Origin of the sequence: Mesorhizobium sp. M7A.F.Ca.MR.176.00.0.0, assembly GCF_004023165.1 — a bacterium.
GTDB lineage: Bacteria > Pseudomonadota > Alphaproteobacteria > Rhizobiales > Rhizobiaceae > Mesorhizobium.
On sequence record NZ_RZTC01000106.1, the window covers coordinates 6,837 to 22,111 of the forward strand.

Below are 15,275 nucleotides of genomic sequence, written 5' to 3' on the forward strand. Positions count from 1 at the left end.
TCTTTCGCGAGATGACCGGGCTGATCGTCGGCGACCGGGCGTTCGTATCCTGTGAACGCGACAGCGAAATTGCCGCCTTGGCATATGGCGTCATCCGCAATGGCCTGCTTGTGGTGGAATCGGTTGAAACCGATGGCCGTTTCAGGCAGCAAGGTCTGGGCCGCAAGACTGTCGGCGGCCTCATCGGCTGGGCGCGGCGCGCAGGGGCTCACGCCGCATGCTTGCAGGTGGTGGTCGACAACACGCCGGCTCGCGCTCTCTATGCCTCGCTTGGGTTCAGCCGTGAACTTTACCGATACCACTACCGCAGGAAGCCGCATGAACCACGATAGCTACGACAACACCTACATCGCCGGCATCCTCAATTCGGTGAAGACCATCGCCATGGTCGGCGCGTCCGCCAATGATGTGCGGCCAAGCTATTTCGTGCTGAAATATCTGCTGGCCAAGGGATTTTCGGTGTTTCCGATCAATCCTGGCCAGGCCGGCAAGGAGATCCTCGGCCGGATGACCTATGCGAGGCTCGCGGATATTCCCGAGCCGATCGACATGGTCGATGTCTTTCGCGCGCCGGCGGCGGTGCCCGGCATCGTCGACGAGGCGTTGCGTCTCGATCCCTTGCCGAAAGTCATCTGGATGCAACTTGGCGTTCGCCATGACGAGGCCGCCGCGCGCGCCGAGGCGGTGGGCATCAAGGTGGTGATGAACCGCTGCCCCAAAATCGAATACGGCAAGCTGTCCGGCGAGATCGGCTGGACCGGCGTCAATTCCGGCGTGCTGTCGTCGAAGAAGCCGCTGATGCGGTCGGGATTCCAGAGTTTTGGCGTGCGCCAGAAGTAGGACACGTCGCTAAAAGTGCGCGGCGGTTTTGGGATAACGACGTGCACCAAAAGCAAGGCCGGATGCGCAATGCGCCTTGGGCGCAAAATTATTCCTTAGCCCATTGCATTTTCTCGGGCCTCGGCCGCAGATCGTTCGCCGAAGGGCATTTTCTTCTTTGCATTCGCGCTCATGCTTCGCCAAGAATGCCCGGCGATTTCAACAGTTTCAAAAGGGAGGTTTTCAGTGACCCGCACGCCAGGTTTCAATACGCTCGCCGTCCATGCCGGTGCCAAGCCCGATCCGGCGACCGGCGCGCGTGCCACGCCGATCTACCAGACGACCTCCTTCGTCTTCGACGATGCCGACCATGCCGCGTCGCTGTTCGGGCTCAAGGCCTTCGGCAACATCTACACCCGCATCATGAATCCGACGCAGGCGGTGCTGGAAGAGCGCATGGCGGCCCTCGAAGGCGGCACGGCGGCACTCGCGGTCGCTTCCGGCCACGCCGCGCAGGTGATCGTGTTCCACAATCTGATGCAGCCGGGCGACAATTTCGTTGCCGCCAACAAGCTTTATGGCGGTTCGATCAACCAGTTCGGCCATGCCTTCAAGAATTATGGCTGGGAGGTGCGCTGGGCCGACACCAACGACATCTCGACCTTCGAGAGCCAGATCGACGACAGGACCAAGGCGATCTTCATCGAAAGCCTGGCCAATCCGGGCGGCACTTTCGTCGACATCGAGAAGATCGGCGACATCGCGCGCAAGCACGGCCTGCCGCTGATCCTCGACAACACGCTGGCTTCGCCCTACCTGATCCGGCCGATCGAGCATGGCGCCGACATCGTCGTCCATTCGCTGACCAAATTCATCGGCGGCCACGGCAATTCGATCGGTGGCGCCATCGTCGACGGCGGCACCTTCGACTGGTCGAAGTCGGGCAAATACCCGATGCTGTCGGAACCGCGCCCCGAATATGGCGGCCTCGTCCTGCACGAAACCTTCGGCAATTTCGCTTTCGCCATTGCCGCGCGCGTGCTCGGCCTGCGCGATCTCGGTCCGGCGATCTCGCCCTTCAACGCCTTCCTCATCTTGACCGGCCTGGAGACCTTGCCGCTGCGCATGCAGCGCCACTGCGACAATGCCGTCACCGTTGCCGCCTGGCTGTCCAACCATCCTAAGGTTGCGTCGGTGAACTACCCCGGCCTGCCCTCAGACAAGAACAACGCGCTGCAGAAGAAGTACTCGCCGCTTGGCGCCGGCGCCGTGTTCACCTTCGCGCTGAAGGGCGGCTATGACGCCGGCGTGAAATTTGTCGAGGCGCTCGAGCTGTTCTCGCACCTGGCCAATGTCGGCGACACCAAGTCTCTGGTCATCCACCCGGCCTCGACCACGCACCGCCAGCTTTCCGACGAGCAGAAGGTCAAGGCCGGCGCAGGACCGGACACGGTGCGGCTGTCGATCGGCATCGAGGACGTCAACGACATCGTCGCCGACCTCGAACAGGCGCTAGCCAAGGTCTGACCGATCATGAGCGAGTCAAAATTTCTTGCCATCGGCGTCGACACTGTCGACGCCGAACAGGGGGCGCCGGCGCCGGACCGGCTGATCTCGGGCGATCCCAAATTCCGCACCTGGAATGTCGAGGAGCGCGACGGCGGCCTTTACGCCGGCATCTGGGAATCGACCCCGGGCAAATGGCGCATCGTCTATGACGAATGGGAGTTCTGCCACATCCTGTCCGGCGTTTCGGTGATCGCGGAAGACGGCGGGCAGGCGCGTACCGTCAAGGCCGGCGACAGCTTCGTGCTCAGGCCCGGCTTCAAAGGCAGCTGGGAAGTGCTTGAAACGACTCGCAAGGAGTATGTGATCAGGCTGTAGACCGTGATCCCGAAAAGTGGAGGCCGGTTTTCGGGTAAAGATCATGGTCGAACAACAAAAGATGCACGGATCAGACGATGCGGTCGATATCGCTGTCCGAGAATCCGTATCGCGCCATCATCCGTCGGTGCCAGTCGCTGCCCACCAATTCATCGAGGCAAGCATCGATGCGCCGGAGCAGGGCTGAATTGCCTTTGGCGATCGCGAAGGCGCCGGCCGACAGCTGCTTTTCAATCGGGGGAACCTCGACAAGTCCAAGCGGCATATCGGGCCGCCGGGTCAGATAGCCTCGGTGCGCCATCGCAACGCTGGCGTAGGCGTGCACCATGCCGCTGGCCACTGCGTCGGCCGCATCCGCCTGTGTTGCAAACATCCTGACCTGCTCAGGCGCGATTCCGTTGTGCAACGCCGTAAGATGCTGAACCTGATCGGTTATGACGCCAATCAGCGCTGTCCGGTCCTCGGCAATGGATTGGTAGCCGCGAAAGCCACGCGGATTGTGTTTCGCGACCAGCAACCCGTCCTGCAGCGCCCAGATCGGCCGTGTGAAGTCGACAAGCTGCCCGCGCTCTTCGGAGACGAACAGGCCGGTCGTCATGGTCCAACGACCCTCGACCAATCCCGGCAGCAGTTCAGCGAATTCGGTTTCGATCGGCTTAAAGCTCGCCAATCCGAGCATGTCACCGAGCCTGCGCGCAAGCTCGACGTCACAGCCTGAGACCTCGCCCAATGCACCTGCAAAGCAGAATGGCGGCTCTTCCAGGAAGGCGAATTTCAATTCGGTCATGTCAGGCAAACCGGCGCCATCCTATTTCCCCGGACAGTCTGAGGCAGCCCCGGCTTGTGGCCGTCAGAAGCCGACGGCGAGCGTTTCCAGCCCATGGAAGTGGTAAGTGTCCCGGAAGCGCGCCTCTTCGGCAAGATGCAGCTTCGGATGCCGTTCAAACAGGGTTTTCAGCGACACCTGCAATTCGAGCCGGGCGAGCGGCGCGCCGATGCAGAAATGGATACCGGCGCCGAAGGAGACGTTCTTCTGGTCGGCCCGGTCGGGCCGGAAGGCGAGAGGATCGGCGAAGGCGCGCGGGTCATGATTGGCCATGCCCAGCAGCAGCCCGATCGTCTGGCCCGGCTGCACGACGATGCCGGGCGCGACCTCGATCTCCTGATAGGCATAGCGCGCGAACATGTGCAGCGGCGCGTCGAAGCGCAGGCATTCCTCGACCGTTGCCGCGGTCGCCTCGGGCGAACCGAAGAAGCGGCTGACATCGCCACCTTGCATAAGGATCGAGCGGACGGCATTGCCGGTCTGATGCACGGTTGCTTCATGGCCGGCATTGAGCAGCAGGATCGCCGAGGACACCATCTCGTCCTCCGACAGCCTCTCACCGTCCTCCTGCGCCGAGATCAGCAGCGACAAAAGGTCGTCGCCGGGATTTCGGCGTCGCTCGGTGACGTAGCCACGGAGGAAATCCGCAAATTCGCGGGCGGCGCGGTTGGCCGTCTCTTCGATCGCGCGTGTGCGGCCATGCATGTACATGGCAACCATCTGGTGCGACCAGTCGAGCAGTTGCGGCCCCATTTCGACCGGGACGCCGAGCATTTCGGCAATGATGGTGATCGGCAAGGGCGCCGCGAAAGCAGGCAACAGGTCGACCGTCTTGCCTGGTTCGAAACGGTCGATCAGGTCGTTGGCCAAAGCCTCGACACGCGGCCGCAGCCTTTCGACCTGGCGCGAGACGAAGGCGCGGTTGACCAGTGTTCTCAGCCGCGTGTGCACCGGCGGCTCCAGTTCCAGCATCGAATTGGCTTCGACGCCGTCGAAGGCCCTGAGATGGCTGCGGTCCTGTCCAATGCCGCGGCTGTCTGGAATGCCGGCCGGGTTCTGCCGGCCGAAGCGGCGATCGCGCAGCAGCCGGTTGACGTCGTCGAAACCGCCAAAGCACCAGAAGCCGAATTCTTCCCAGAAGAATGCATTCGATACGCCGTGCAGGAAAGCATAGGCATCATAAGGGTTTTGGAAAAAAGCCGGCTCGTGCGGGTCAAGCCGCAGATGTCGAGTGGTTGGATCAAAGGCCAGGGCGGGAAGCGTCAATTTGCTCATGCCAGACCAATAGCGCGGCTTGCCAGTCTGGTTCCAGACCGTATGTTGGCGCCCGCAATCCAATACGTTGAGCCAGCCGACCGGCTGCGGAAAGTCTGATTTGATGAAGGTGATCGTTGTCGGCGCGGGTATTGCCGGTCTCTCGACGGCGTGGTCGCTGGTCAAGGCCGGCCACAGCGTTTCGATCGTCGAGCAAGGGCCGATCCCAAACCCGATGGCCGCGTCGGGCGACCATCATCGCATCATCCGCCGCGCCTACCGCGCGGGGACCGGCTATGGCCGGCTGATCACCGAAGCCTACCAGGCCTGGGACGAGATGTGGGCCGATCTCGGCGAAAGCCACCTCGATCCCAGAGGATTTGTCTGCATTTCGCGCGAGCCTGGCGACGAGGCCGAGGAATATCGCGAGGGCCTGGAAGAAGGCAATTTTCCGTTCGAATTGCTGGAGCCGGATGCAGCCGTGAAGCGCTGGCCGTTCCTGGAAGCCGGGTCGTTCCGCTACGCCTATTTCTCAACCGAAGGCGGCGCCCTGCATTGCCGCAAGATCGCGTCCGGCCTGGCAAAGTGGCTGCGCGCCAACGGCGCCAATGTCTACGAAAATAGCAAGGTCGTCGAAGTCGACGCCGAAGCCGGCCATATCGTGCTCGAAAGCGGTGAGACCATGCAGGCCGACCGCATCGTTGTCGCCGCCGGCGCCTGGGTGCTGAAACTGTTTCCGGAGCTGGACGGCGAGCTGAAGACCTATCGAACCGCACTTGCCTATGTCGAACCGCCGGCCGACCTCGAGGCGGCCTGGCAGGCGGCACCGGTTGTCCTCGATGTAGGCGGCGCGATCGACGGCTATGTGATCCCGCCCTCCGGCGGCGCCGGCATGAAATTCGGGTCCGGCCTGCACAGGGTGCCGACCAGCGACGCCGATTGGAACCGTCAGCCGGTGGCGGGCGAGGGCGAGGCGATCCGCAACCTGTTTTCGCCGCCGATCGCCCGCATCGCGGAGTATCGGGTTACCGAAGTCGTCACCTGCGCCTACACTTTCACATCAGACGAAAAATTCATGGCGCATGAAAAGGGCAAATGCCTTGTTGTCTCGGCATGCTCCGGTCACGGCTACAAGTTCGGCGCGGCGGTCGGCAGGCGCGTTGCGGCGGCCGTCGGCGATGGCGATATCGCCGGCCTGAAGGCATGGCTGCGGGCGGAGGTCGCCTGAGCGCCGCCGGGGATTGACCTAATCCTGGCAATGCCTGGGAATATGCACCCGCCGCCAGCCCGATGAATCCTCGCGAACCAGCACACGGCGCGCGACGGTCTGGTAGGAGGCGGGGACATCGATGATGCGCCTTTGCTCTGGCCTTACCAGCACTTCCTGGGCGATCTTGTCGTATTGCGCCGGGATGACGACGCGCCGCGTGCGTTCGGGCTGTATCACCACGGTTTTGGCGACACGTTCGTAGCGCGCCTTGTGCCAGACCTTGCACAGCACCTTGCGGCCGTGGATGACGCGCCATTCCCAGGAATAGCCGCCGCCATCGACCCGGACCGTACGGTAGACGGTGCGGGTGACGGCCGGTACGATCTGGTAGGTCACTTGCGCCGGAACGGTCATCACGACTCGCTCGCGCGTGCCATAGATAGGGGCGATATAGTCGACCTGCTGACCGGGCGGACTGATCATCACGTCTTCATAGACCGTGTCGTAGACGGCCGGACTGCGGACCGGCTCATAACATTCGACGGCGCGGCCGCCGGCCGCCGTCTGCGAAATCGTGCCGAGCATGGTCAGGCCGGCGATGGTGAAGCATGCGGTTTTCCCGGGCATGACACTTCCCCTGTTGAACTCTACGCATAAGTTCAACGTTGAATTGTAGAGGAAGCCGTCTCGGAAAAAAGCGGTTTCGGCGCATTTCGTTAAGTGACGCGGTTAAGAAACTGCTACCTTGCGCGGCCGGCCATGCGGCTCCGGACCCGCGGAAGCATCCGCCGGCCCGAATCCTTGGTCAGAAAGCTTGATTCGACTTACCCAGATGGCTAGGAGGGGTCGGCCTTGCACAAGGATGAGCCGGCATCCTATTTACGGAATAACGATCCAGAACCGATTCTGCCCGATCTGCCGGCATTCCCGGCGCCGGAATCCCACCGCGAGATAAGAGATATCTGATGAAGAACCCCGTCGAAACCTACATGAACCTCGTTCCGATGGTGGTCGAACAGACCAATCGCGGCGAGCGGGCCTACGACATTTTCTCGCGCCTCCTCAAGGAGCGCATCATTTTCATCACCGGTCCGGTCGAGGACGGCATGGCGACGCTGGTCTGCGCGCAGCTTTTGTTCCTCGAAGCCGAGAATCCGAAGAAGGAAATCAACCTCTACATCAATTCGCCGGGCGGCGTCGTCACCTCCGGCATGGCGATCTACGACACCATGCAGTTCATCAAGCCGGCCGTGTCGACGCTCTGCATCGGCCAGGCGGCTTCGATGGGTTCGCTGCTCCTGACCGCCGGTCACAAGGACATGCGCTTTGCCACGCCGAACGCCCGCATCATGGTTCACCAGCCTTCCGGCGGCTTCCAGGGCCAGGCGTCCGACATCGAGCGCCATGCCCTGGATATCATCAAGCTGAAGCGTCGCCTCAACGAGGTCTACGTCAAGCACACCGGCAAGAGCTACGAAGAGATCGAGAAAACGCTCGACCGCGACCATTTCATGACCGCCGACGAAGCCAAGGATTTCGGCCTCATCGACAAGGTCATTTCGTCGCGCGAGGCGGCCGAAGGGGCGCTGGCATAAAGGCAAGTTGGCAGTTGGATGGCACCATCACGCGCTTTTGGCGCGTCTTGCGGCATTTCGGCCACAATTGGCTGTTCCCTCGGGGGACAGGATTGCCTACGTTAAGGCTATGTTGAGTTTCGGCGGCTTAGCTTTATGCGGGGTTGTCGCGAATCATTGCCACGTTTTCTGATTTGTGTTTCGTACGGAATGCGTTGCGGGAGCCGGGACACACTGGCGGCGGCGGATTCCCGCGATAGATAGAGTATGCGCCCTTTCAGCCAGACCATCGGCGGGCGGCCATGAAAGGACATGAAAATGAGCAAGGTCGGCAACAACAGCGGCGATTCCAAGAACACGCTTTACTGCTCGTTTTGCGGCAAAAGCCAGCACGAAGTGCGCAAGCTGATCGCCGGTCCGACGGTCTTCATCTGCGACGAGTGCGTCGAACTCTGCATGGACATCATCCGTGAAGAGAACAAGACCTCGATGGTGAAGTCGCGCGAAGGCGTGCCGACACCGCAGGAGATCCTCAAGGTTCTCGACGACTATGTCATCGGTCAGCCCTACGCCAAGCGCGTGCTGTCGGTGGCGGTCCACAACCACTACAAGCGCCTCGCACATGCCGGCAAGAACAACGATGTCGAGCTGGCGAAGTCCAACATCCTGCTGATCGGCCCGACCGGTTGCGGCAAGACGCTGCTCGCGCAGACGCTGGCCCGCATCATCGACGTGCCCTTCACCATGGCTGACGCGACGACGCTGACCGAAGCCGGCTATGTCGGCGAGGACGTCGAGAACATCATCCTGAAGCTGTTGCAATCGGCCGACTACAATGTCGAGCGCGCCCAGCGCGGCATCGTCTACATCGACGAGATCGACAAGATTTCGCGCAAGTCGGACAATCCCTCGATCACCCGCGACGTGTCGGGCGAGGGCGTGCAGCAGGCGCTCCTGAAGATCATGGAAGGCACCGTCGCCTCCGTGCCGCCGCAGGGCGGCAGGAAGCACCCGCAGCAGGAGTTCCTGCAGGTCGATACAGCCAACATCCTGTTCATCTGCGGCGGCGCCTTCGCCGGGCTGGACAAGATCATCTCCGATCGCGGCCGCAAGACCTCGATCGGTTTCGGCGCGGTCGTCGCTTCGCCCGAGGATCGCCGCACTGGCGATGTCTTCCGCCTGGTCGAGCCCGAGGATCTGTTGAAGTTCGGTCTTATCCCCGAATTTGTCGGCCGTCTGCCGGTTCTGGCGACGCTGGAAGACCTCGACGAACCGGCGCTGATCCAGATTCTGACCGAGCCGAAGAACGCGCTGGTCAAGCAGTATCAGCGGCTGTTCGAAATGGAGAATGTCGACCTGACCTTCCACGAGAACGCTCTTTCGGCGATCGCCAAGCGCGCCATCGAGCGCAAGACCGGCGCGCGCGGCCTGCGTTCGATCATGGAGGCGATCCTGCTCGACACGATGTTCGAGCTTCCCGCGCTCGAAGGCGTGCGCGAAGTGGTGATTTCGGAGGAGGTGGTGACCGGCAGTGCCCGGCCGCTCTACATCTACTCCGAGCAGAAGGAAAAGAAGGGCAATGTCAGCGCCTGACATGATGAGCCCGCAGCGAAATTCTGAAACGGCGCCGCAAGGCGCCGTTTTGCTGTCACACAGGGCTTTTGCGCGGCGTACGGCTTGGCGTCGCAAATGTGTCACTCGTGGACGGGTTGGAAGTGCGGATTTGGACACGCCCCTTGATCTTTGGGGGTCGTGCATCCAACTAACTGGAGAAGGCCGAGGTGCCCGATTTCTGTGCTGTAAAACTCCCGTCATAAACGGTGGTAGGCGGAACGATCCCCGGTCGTTAATATAAGATTCGCGGTTGGCTGATTGGCGGCCGCGACATGAAAGGTTGGACAATGGCCAAAGTATCCAAGGCACCCAGCGACGGCGTCTTCGCAGTTCTCCCACTGCGCGACATCGTGGTGTTCCCGCACATGATCGTGCCGCTCTTCGTCGGGCGTGAGAAGTCGATCAAGGCGCTGGAAGAGGTGATGGGTCAGGAAAAGCAGATCCTGCTTGCCACCCAGATGAATGCCGCCGACGACGATCCCGAGCCCGATGCCATCTTCGACATCGGCACGCTCGCCAATGTGCTGCAATTGCTCAAGCTGCCCGACGGCACCGTCAAGGTTCTGGTCGAAGGCGCTTCGCGTGCGAAAATCGTCTCGTTCACCGACCGTCCCGACTTCCACGAGGCCCGCGCCGCGGCGCTGGTCGAGCCGGAAGAGGAAGAGGTCGAGGTTGAGGCGCTGGCGCGTTCGGTCGTCACCGACTTCGAGAACTACGTCAAGCTGAACAAGAAGATCTCGCCCGAAGTGGTGGGTGCAGCCAGCCAGATCGACGACTATTCCAAGCTCGCCGACACTGTTGCCTCGCATCTCGCCATCAAGATCCCTGAGAAGCAGGAAATGCTGGCCACGCTCTCGGTCAAGGAGCGGCTGGAAAAGGCTATGGGCTTCATGGAAGCCGAAATCTCCGTCCTGCAGGTGGAGAAGCGCATCCGCTCGCGCGTCAAGCGCCAGATGGAGAAGACGCAGCGCGAATACTACCTCAACGAGCAGATGAAGGCGATCCAGAAGGAGCTCGGCGAAGGCGAGGACGGCCGCGACGAGGCCGCCGAGATCGAGGCGCGCATCAAGAAGACCAAGCTCTCCAAGGAGGCCCGCGAAAAGGCGGAAGCCGAGTTGAAGAAGCTCCGGACGATGTCGCCGATGTCGGCTGAATCGACCGTCGTGCGCAACTATCTCGACTGGATCCTGTCGATCCCGTGGGGCAAGAACTCCAAGGTCAAGCAGGACCTGGCGTTCGCGCAGAACGTGCTCGACACTGATCATTTCGGCCTCGACAAGGTCAAGGAGCGCATTGTCGAGTATCTCGCCGTGCAAAGCCGCCAGAAGAAGCTGAAGGGGCCGATCCTGTGCCTCGTCGGCCCTCCCGGCGTCGGCAAGACCTCGCTCGGCAAGTCGATCGCCAAGGCGACCGGTCGCGAATTCATCCGCATGGCGCTTGGCGGCGTGCGTGACGAGGCCGAGATCCGTGGCCACCGCCGCACCTATATCGGCTCGATGCCCGGCAAGGTCATCCAGTCGATGAAGAAGGCCAAGAAGTCCAATCCGCTCTTCCTGCTCGACGAGATCGACAAGATGGGCCAGGACTTCCGTGGCGATCCGTCATCGGCGTTGCTCGAGGTCCTCGATCCGGAACAGAACTCGACATTCATGGACCATTACCTCGAGGTCGAATACGACCTGTCGAGCGTCATGTTCGTGACGACGGCGAACACGCTGAACATCCCGGCGCCCTTGATGGACCGCATGGAGATCATCCGTATCGCCGGCTACACCGAGGACGAGAAGATCGAGATCGCCAAGCGGCACCTGATGCCGAAGGTGATCCGCGATCACGCGCTGCAGCCGAAGGAGTTTTCCGTCGGTGAGGACGCGATCCGCGCCATCGTCCAGACCTACACCCGTGAAGCGGGCGTCAGGAGCCTGGAGCGCGAGCTGATGAAGCTCGGGCGCAAGGCGGTGACCGAGATCCTGAAGACGAAGAAGAAGACGGTGAGCATCACGGCGGAGAACCTCTCCGATTACCTTGGTGTCCAGCGCTACCGCTTCGGTCAGGTCGAGGCTGACGATCAGGTCGGTGTTGTTACAGGTCTTGCCTGGACGGAAGTCGGCGGCGAACTGCTGACGGTCGAAGGCGTCATGATGCCCGGCAAGGGCCGCATGACGGTGACCGGCAACCTGCGCGACGTGATGAAGGAATCGATTTCGGCGGCGGCCTCGTATGTCCGCTCGCGCGCCGTCGATTTCGGCATCGAGCCGCCGCTGTTCGACAAGCGCGACATCCACGTGCACTTGCCGGAAGGCGCCACGCCGAAGGACGGTCCGTCTGCGGGTGCTGCCATGGCGACAGCCATTGTGTCGGTACTGACGGGTATTCCGGTCCGGGCGGATGTGGCGATGACCGGCGAGATAACGCTTCGCGGCCGCATCTTGCCCATCGGCGGGCTCAAGGAGAAGCTGCTCGCCGCGCTGCGCGGCGGCATCAAGAAGGTGCTGATCCCGGAAGACAATGCCAAGGACCTGGCGGAGATCCCGGACAATGTGAAGAACGGCATGGAGATCATTCCGGTCTCACGTGTCGGCGAGGTGTTGCGCCACGCGCTGGTGCGTATGCCGGAGCCGATCGAATGGGTCGAACCGGTCAATCCGCCGGCCTCGACAGACAGTGCCGACGACGCTGGAAAGTCCCTGGCGCATTAGAGTGCCGGGCGTCCATCTGGACGCACAAAGGACGGTCTGACGCTCAAGCTTGCGCATGGCCCTTTCCGAAACCGACTGCGGTTTTCGATGTCATGCGCTGGTTTTCGTCAAGGTTGCAGCGCACAAACGGAGAGCCGGGCCTCGAGCCCGGCTTTTTCATGTGAAAAACCCAGCATTTCCGGGCTTTTTCCGCTTTTTTCCTGCCTTTTCGACTTGGTTGCGGGAGCGCTTCTTTCTAAAGTCCGTTTCCTGCCGGATGAGTCGATAGTTCCGGTGTTCTCATGGAAGGGAATTTTTATGAACAAGAACGAACTGGTGTCCGCTGTCGCCGACGCCGCGAGCATTTCGAAGGGTGACGCGCAGTCGGCGGTCGATGCGGTATTTTCCGTGATCACCGGCGAACTGAAGAAGGGCGGCGATGTCCGGCTTGTCGGCTTTGGCAATTTCTCCGTGTCAAAGCGTGCGGCGTCGACCGGCCGCAATCCTCAGACCGGCGCCGAAGTGAAGATCCCGGCGCGCACCGTGCCGAAGTTCTCGGCCGGCAAAGGCCTCAAGGACGCAGTCAACTAAGCGTTTTTTCTTTTCAGAGACCTCAGAAAAGCCGGGCTTGCCCGGCTTTTCATTTTGGCGCCCTACGCGGGTACATGCGACCAGAAAAGCCGGGCTTGCCCGGCTTTTCATTTTGGCGCCCTACGCGGGTACATGCGACCAGAAAAGCCGGGCTTGCCCGGCTTTTCATTTTTTGTGCCCGACGATGACGCGACGGCGGCCGGCTTACGCGGTCGGCGCCTCGGCGCGCATCAGACCTTCCTTCTTGAGATCGGCCCAAAGTGCTGCGGGCAGTTTCGCATCGAGCAGCGAGCGATTGCTCTCGACTTCGCTCGGCCGCTGGCCACCGGGAACCACTGAGACGACCGAGGGGTGCAGCAGCGGGAATTGCAGGGCGGCCTCGATCAGCCTGACACCATGACGCTTGCAGACGCTTTCGATGCCGGCGACCCGATGGAGTATGTCCTTCGGCGCTTCGGAGTAGTTGTAGTAGGCGCCGGGCTTCGGTCCGGTTGCCAGGATGCCGGAGTTGTAGGGTCCGCCGAGAACGATGCCGATGCCGCGTGCCTGGCAGAGCGGCAGGAAGGACGTCAGCGCCTCCTGTTCCAGGAGCGTATAGCGTCCGGCCAGCAGGAACAGGTCGAAGTCGCCGCGCTCGGCCAGCGTCTGTGCGACCTGCCACTCATTGATGCCGCCACCGAACGCCTTGATCACGCCCTGGTCGCGCAGCGAGAGCAGGCCGTAATAGCCCGAGCGCATGAACTCCTCGATGCGCCGGTCGGAGGCTTCCTTGCTGCCATGCGTGAAGATGTCGACATCGTGCACGAAGAGGATGTCGATCCGGTCGACGCCGAGGCGCTCAAGCGAGGCCTCGAACGAGCGCATGACACCGTCATAGCTGTAGTCGTACACTTCGCGGCGCGACGGCGTGTCGAAGAACTTGCCGATGCCGGTGCGCTCTTCGGGCGGGCAGGCGCGCATGATGCGGCCGACCTTGCTCGACAGCACATAGTCGTCGCGCTTCTTGCCGCGCAGGAACGGGTTGAGCCGCGTTTCCGACAGGCCGAGCCCATAGAGCGGCGCGGTGTCGTAGTAGCGGCAGCCGGTCGCCCAGGCGGCCTCCAGCGTGGCGTTTGCGTCCTCGTCGGAGACGGCACGATAAAGGTTGCCGAGCGGCGCCGCGCCGAAGCCGAGCTCGGTGAAACTGATGCCGCCATTGCCGATGCGGTCGAAATGCCGTGTCTTCATATCCTGCTGCTTGCCTCGCTTGATTTGTCTGACATGACACTATCACGCCTGTGATCAGGCAAAAGCATAGCTGCGCGTTGGACACGCATTTTCGCGGTTGCTAGCATGAACGAAATCAAGCTGTTCGTGGCAGCAAGGGCGGCAAATCCCAGGGGTGATTTTTGATGGCAGGATCGCGGTGAGCGACAAGAGCAAAAGCCTGTTCGAGACCGCGCTTGAGGAGCTCGGCGGCGTGCTGGCACGCATCGACGAAAGCCGGATCGATGCCGCCTGCAAAATGCTGGCCGGCGCGCGACGGATCGTCGTCTATGGCTGCGGCCGCGAGGCCTTGCAGGTCAAGGGCTTTGCCATGCGGCTCTACCATTTGGGCCTGCCGGTTTCCGTGGTCGGCGACATGAACACGCCACCGCTGGGGCAGGGCGATGTCTTCCTGGTCAGTTCCGGGCCAGGGGAGACCTCGACCGTGCTGACCTTGATGCAGGTCGCGCGCCAAGCAGGTGCAACCAATCTCCTGCTGACCGCCCAGGCCGAGGGCAGCGCGGCAAGGCTTGCCGACTTCACCCTGCTCATTCCCGCGCAGACCATGGCCAACGATCAGGGGGCGCAAAAAACATCGGTCCTGCCGATGGGCTCAGTGTTCGAAGGCGCGCTGTTCCTGCTGTTCGAGGTGATGGTGCTGAAGCTCAGGGAATTGACTGGGGCGTCGCCTGAAGCGATGCGCGCCCGCCACACCAACATGGAATAGATCATGCGCTACGAACTGATGCTGCCACACCAGATCCGCAGGGCGATCGCCGAGAATTGGCCGGTCGCTCTGCCGCTCGGCGTGCTCGAATACCATGGCGAGCACATGGCTGTCGGCATGGACACGCTGGCCGTCGTCAAGACGCTGGAGCTGTTCGAAAAGGAGAAGGACGTCGTCATCCTGCCGCCGTTCTACTACGGTGCTGCGAGCTATGCGGTGGCGCCGCCGGAAGGCAGCGGCTCGGTGCAGGTCGGCGGCAATGCGCTGGCGCCGTTCGGCGAGGAGCTGTTCTACAGCCTGCTGCGCATCGGCTTTCGCAATATCCACGCCATCATCCACCACCAGACCGAGAACTTTGCCGCCGGCATGCCGACCGATCTGGCGTTCAAGACCGCCGGCCGCCAGGCGATCTTCCGTTTCCTCGAAAAGCAGCGCGGCGAAGGCTGGTGGGGTTCGCAGGCGATGGCCGACTACTATTCCGGGCACGCCGCGGGTGAAAATTTCTTCAACTGGGTGCAGGTGCATCCGCTGATGTCGGCTGACATGAACGGCAAGTACCCGTTCGATCATGCCGGCATCGGTGAGACCTCGCTGATGCTGGCGCTATGCCCGGAGGCTGTAGATGCCGCTCATTTCGGCAACAACAAGAGCTGGTACACGGCGAGCGCCGAGGATGCTTCGGCCGAGCTTGGGCAGAAGGGCGTCGCCATGATCATGGACCATCTGCGAGCGATCTTGGGACGCTAGCAGCGGTTCTTCCTTCTCCCCTTGTGGGGTGAGAAGCGGTCCGCGTCGCGGACGAAAAGCCAATTGCTTGGCTTTTCGAGCTTCGAACGCCCTGAGCCTGCGAAGG

15 protein-coding genes are annotated in these 15,275 nt (G+C 61.9%); 11 read left to right on the forward strand and 4 right to left on the reverse strand.

Annotated features, from left to right (window positions below):
- From EOB59_RS36750 to EOB59_RS27205, 4 genes are all read left to right on the forward strand, one after another.
- The coding region (locus EOB59_RS36750; protein WP_245486778.1) for a GNAT family N-acetyltransferase at positions 1-332 on the forward strand (332 nt) is incomplete at its 5' end.
- On the forward strand, positions 319-840 hold the full coding sequence (locus EOB59_RS27195) for a CoA-binding protein (protein WP_128289644.1): 522 nt from the start codon (positions 319-321) through the stop codon (positions 838-840). The genes EOB59_RS36750 and EOB59_RS27195, both read left to right, overlap by 14 nt.
- Before the next feature lie 225 nt (positions 841-1,065).
- A complete protein-coding gene (locus EOB59_RS27200) occupies positions 1,066-2,346 on the forward strand; it encodes an O-acetylhomoserine aminocarboxypropyltransferase (RefSeq protein ID WP_128289645.1) in 1,281 nt (426 codons plus the stop codon).
- Positions 2,347-2,352: 6 nt separating this feature from the next.
- Positions 2,353-2,703, forward strand: coding sequence for a cupin domain-containing protein (locus tag EOB59_RS27205; protein ID WP_128289646.1), 351 nt, complete (start codon positions 2,353-2,355; stop codon positions 2,701-2,703).
- A 70-nt stretch (positions 2,704-2,773) separates the two neighbouring features.
- Here the strand turns inward: EOB59_RS27205 and EOB59_RS27210 are convergent, their stop codons facing one another.
- On the reverse strand, positions 2,774-3,490 hold the full coding sequence (locus tag EOB59_RS27210; protein ID WP_128289647.1) for a transporter substrate-binding domain-containing protein: 717 nt from the start codon (positions 3,488-3,490) through the stop codon (positions 2,774-2,776).
- 63 nt (positions 3,491-3,553) lie between these two features.
- The gene (locus EOB59_RS27215) at positions 3,554-4,804 is read right to left on the reverse strand and encodes a cytochrome P450 (protein WP_128289648.1); all 1,251 of its coding nucleotides are present in this window, start codon (positions 4,802-4,804) and stop codon (positions 3,554-3,556) included.
- 103 nt (positions 4,805-4,907) lie between these two features.
- Here EOB59_RS27215 and EOB59_RS27220 point away from each other — a divergent pair, with 103 nt between their 5' ends.
- Positions 4,908-6,011 carry an FAD-dependent oxidoreductase gene (locus EOB59_RS27220; protein WP_128289649.1) on the forward strand — a complete coding sequence of 368 codons (1,104 nt, stop codon included), beginning with the start codon at positions 4,908-4,910 and terminating at the stop codon, positions 6,009-6,011.
- 18 nt (positions 6,012-6,029) lie between these two features.
- Here the strand turns inward: EOB59_RS27220 and EOB59_RS27225 are convergent, their stop codons facing one another.
- Positions 6,030-6,620 (reverse strand): hypothetical protein, encoded by a 591-nt coding sequence (locus tag EOB59_RS27225; protein WP_128289650.1) that lies wholly within the window; start codon positions 6,618-6,620, stop codon positions 6,030-6,032.
- A gap of 338 nt (positions 6,621-6,958) precedes the next feature.
- Here EOB59_RS27225 and clpP point away from each other — a divergent pair, with 338 nt between their 5' ends.
- The 4 genes from clpP to hupB all read left to right on the forward strand — a co-directional run bounded on the left by clpP (position 6,959) and on the right by hupB (position 12,450).
- The gene (gene clpP / locus EOB59_RS27230; RefSeq protein WP_013532191.1) at positions 6,959-7,588 is read left to right on the forward strand and encodes an ATP-dependent Clp endopeptidase proteolytic subunit ClpP; all 630 of its coding nucleotides are present in this window, start codon (positions 6,959-6,961) and stop codon (positions 7,586-7,588) included.
- 297 nt (positions 7,589-7,885) lie between these two features.
- The gene (gene clpX / locus EOB59_RS27235) at positions 7,886-9,160 is read left to right on the forward strand and encodes an ATP-dependent Clp protease ATP-binding subunit ClpX (RefSeq protein WP_013532190.1); all 1,275 of its coding nucleotides are present in this window, start codon (positions 7,886-7,888) and stop codon (positions 9,158-9,160) included.
- Positions 9,161-9,468: 308 nt separating this feature from the next.
- Positions 9,469-11,880 (forward strand): endopeptidase La, encoded by a 2,412-nt coding sequence (lon, locus tag EOB59_RS27240; RefSeq protein ID WP_127320392.1) that lies wholly within the window; start codon positions 9,469-9,471, stop codon positions 11,878-11,880.
- 297 nt (positions 11,881-12,177) lie between these two features.
- A complete protein-coding gene (hupB, locus tag EOB59_RS27245) occupies positions 12,178-12,450 on the forward strand; it encodes a DNA-binding protein HupB (protein WP_127268007.1) in 273 nt (90 codons plus the stop codon).
- A gap of 204 nt (positions 12,451-12,654) precedes the next feature.
- Here the strand turns inward: hupB and EOB59_RS27250 are convergent, their stop codons facing one another.
- Positions 12,655-13,677 (reverse strand): aldo/keto reductase, encoded by a 1,023-nt coding sequence (locus EOB59_RS27250; protein ID WP_127810675.1) that lies wholly within the window; start codon positions 13,675-13,677, stop codon positions 12,655-12,657.
- A 178-nt stretch (positions 13,678-13,855) separates the two neighbouring features.
- Here EOB59_RS27250 and EOB59_RS27255 point away from each other — a divergent pair, with 178 nt between their 5' ends.
- Together EOB59_RS27255 and EOB59_RS27260 are read left to right on the forward strand one after the other, a co-directional pair.
- Positions 13,856-14,422, forward strand: coding sequence for an SIS domain-containing protein (locus EOB59_RS27255; protein ID WP_127395745.1), 567 nt, complete (start codon positions 13,856-13,858; stop codon positions 14,420-14,422).
- A gap of 3 nt (positions 14,423-14,425) precedes the next feature.
- Positions 14,426-15,169, forward strand: a complete 744-nt coding sequence (locus tag EOB59_RS27260) for a creatininase family protein (protein ID WP_127395744.1) — start codon at positions 14,426-14,428, stop codon at positions 15,167-15,169.
- The last annotated feature ends 106 nt before the right edge of the window (positions 15,170-15,275 follow it).

Excerpts from the sequence above, each read along its gene's own strand:
- EOB59_RS27250 (WP_127810675.1), bottom strand. The coding sequence starts at position 13,677 with ATGAAGACACGGCATTTCGACCGCATCGGCAATGGCGGCATCAGTTTC.
- hupB (WP_127268007.1), top strand. The coding sequence starts at position 12,178 with ATGAACAAGAACGAACTGGTGTCCGCTGTCGCCGACGCCGCGAGCATT.
- EOB59_RS27225 (WP_128289650.1), bottom strand. The coding sequence starts at position 6,620 with ATGCCCGGGAAAACCGCATGCTTCACCATCGCCGGCCTGACCATGCTC.
- EOB59_RS27220 (WP_128289649.1), top strand. The coding sequence starts at position 4,908 with ATGAAGGTGATCGTTGTCGGCGCGGGTATTGCCGGTCTCTCGACGGCG.
- clpP (WP_013532191.1), top strand. The coding sequence starts at position 6,959 with ATGAAGAACCCCGTCGAAACCTACATGAACCTCGTTCCGATGGTGGTC.
- EOB59_RS27195 (WP_128289644.1), top strand. The coding sequence starts at position 319 with ATGAACCACGATAGCTACGACAACACCTACATCGCCGGCATCCTCAAT.
- lon (WP_127320392.1), top strand. The coding sequence starts at position 9,469 with ATGGCCAAAGTATCCAAGGCACCCAGCGACGGCGTCTTCGCAGTTCTC.
- EOB59_RS27215 (WP_128289648.1), bottom strand. The coding sequence starts at position 4,804 with ATGAGCAAATTGACGCTTCCCGCCCTGGCCTTTGATCCAACCACTCGA.
- EOB59_RS27205 (WP_128289646.1), top strand. The coding sequence starts at position 2,353 with ATGAGCGAGTCAAAATTTCTTGCCATCGGCGTCGACACTGTCGACGCC.
- clpX (WP_013532190.1), top strand. The coding sequence starts at position 7,886 with ATGAGCAAGGTCGGCAACAACAGCGGCGATTCCAAGAACACGCTTTAC.
- EOB59_RS27210 (WP_128289647.1), bottom strand. The coding sequence starts at position 3,490 with ATGACCGAATTGAAATTCGCCTTCCTGGAAGAGCCGCCATTCTGCTTT.
- EOB59_RS27260 (WP_127395744.1), top strand. The coding sequence starts at position 14,426 with ATGCGCTACGAACTGATGCTGCCACACCAGATCCGCAGGGCGATCGCC.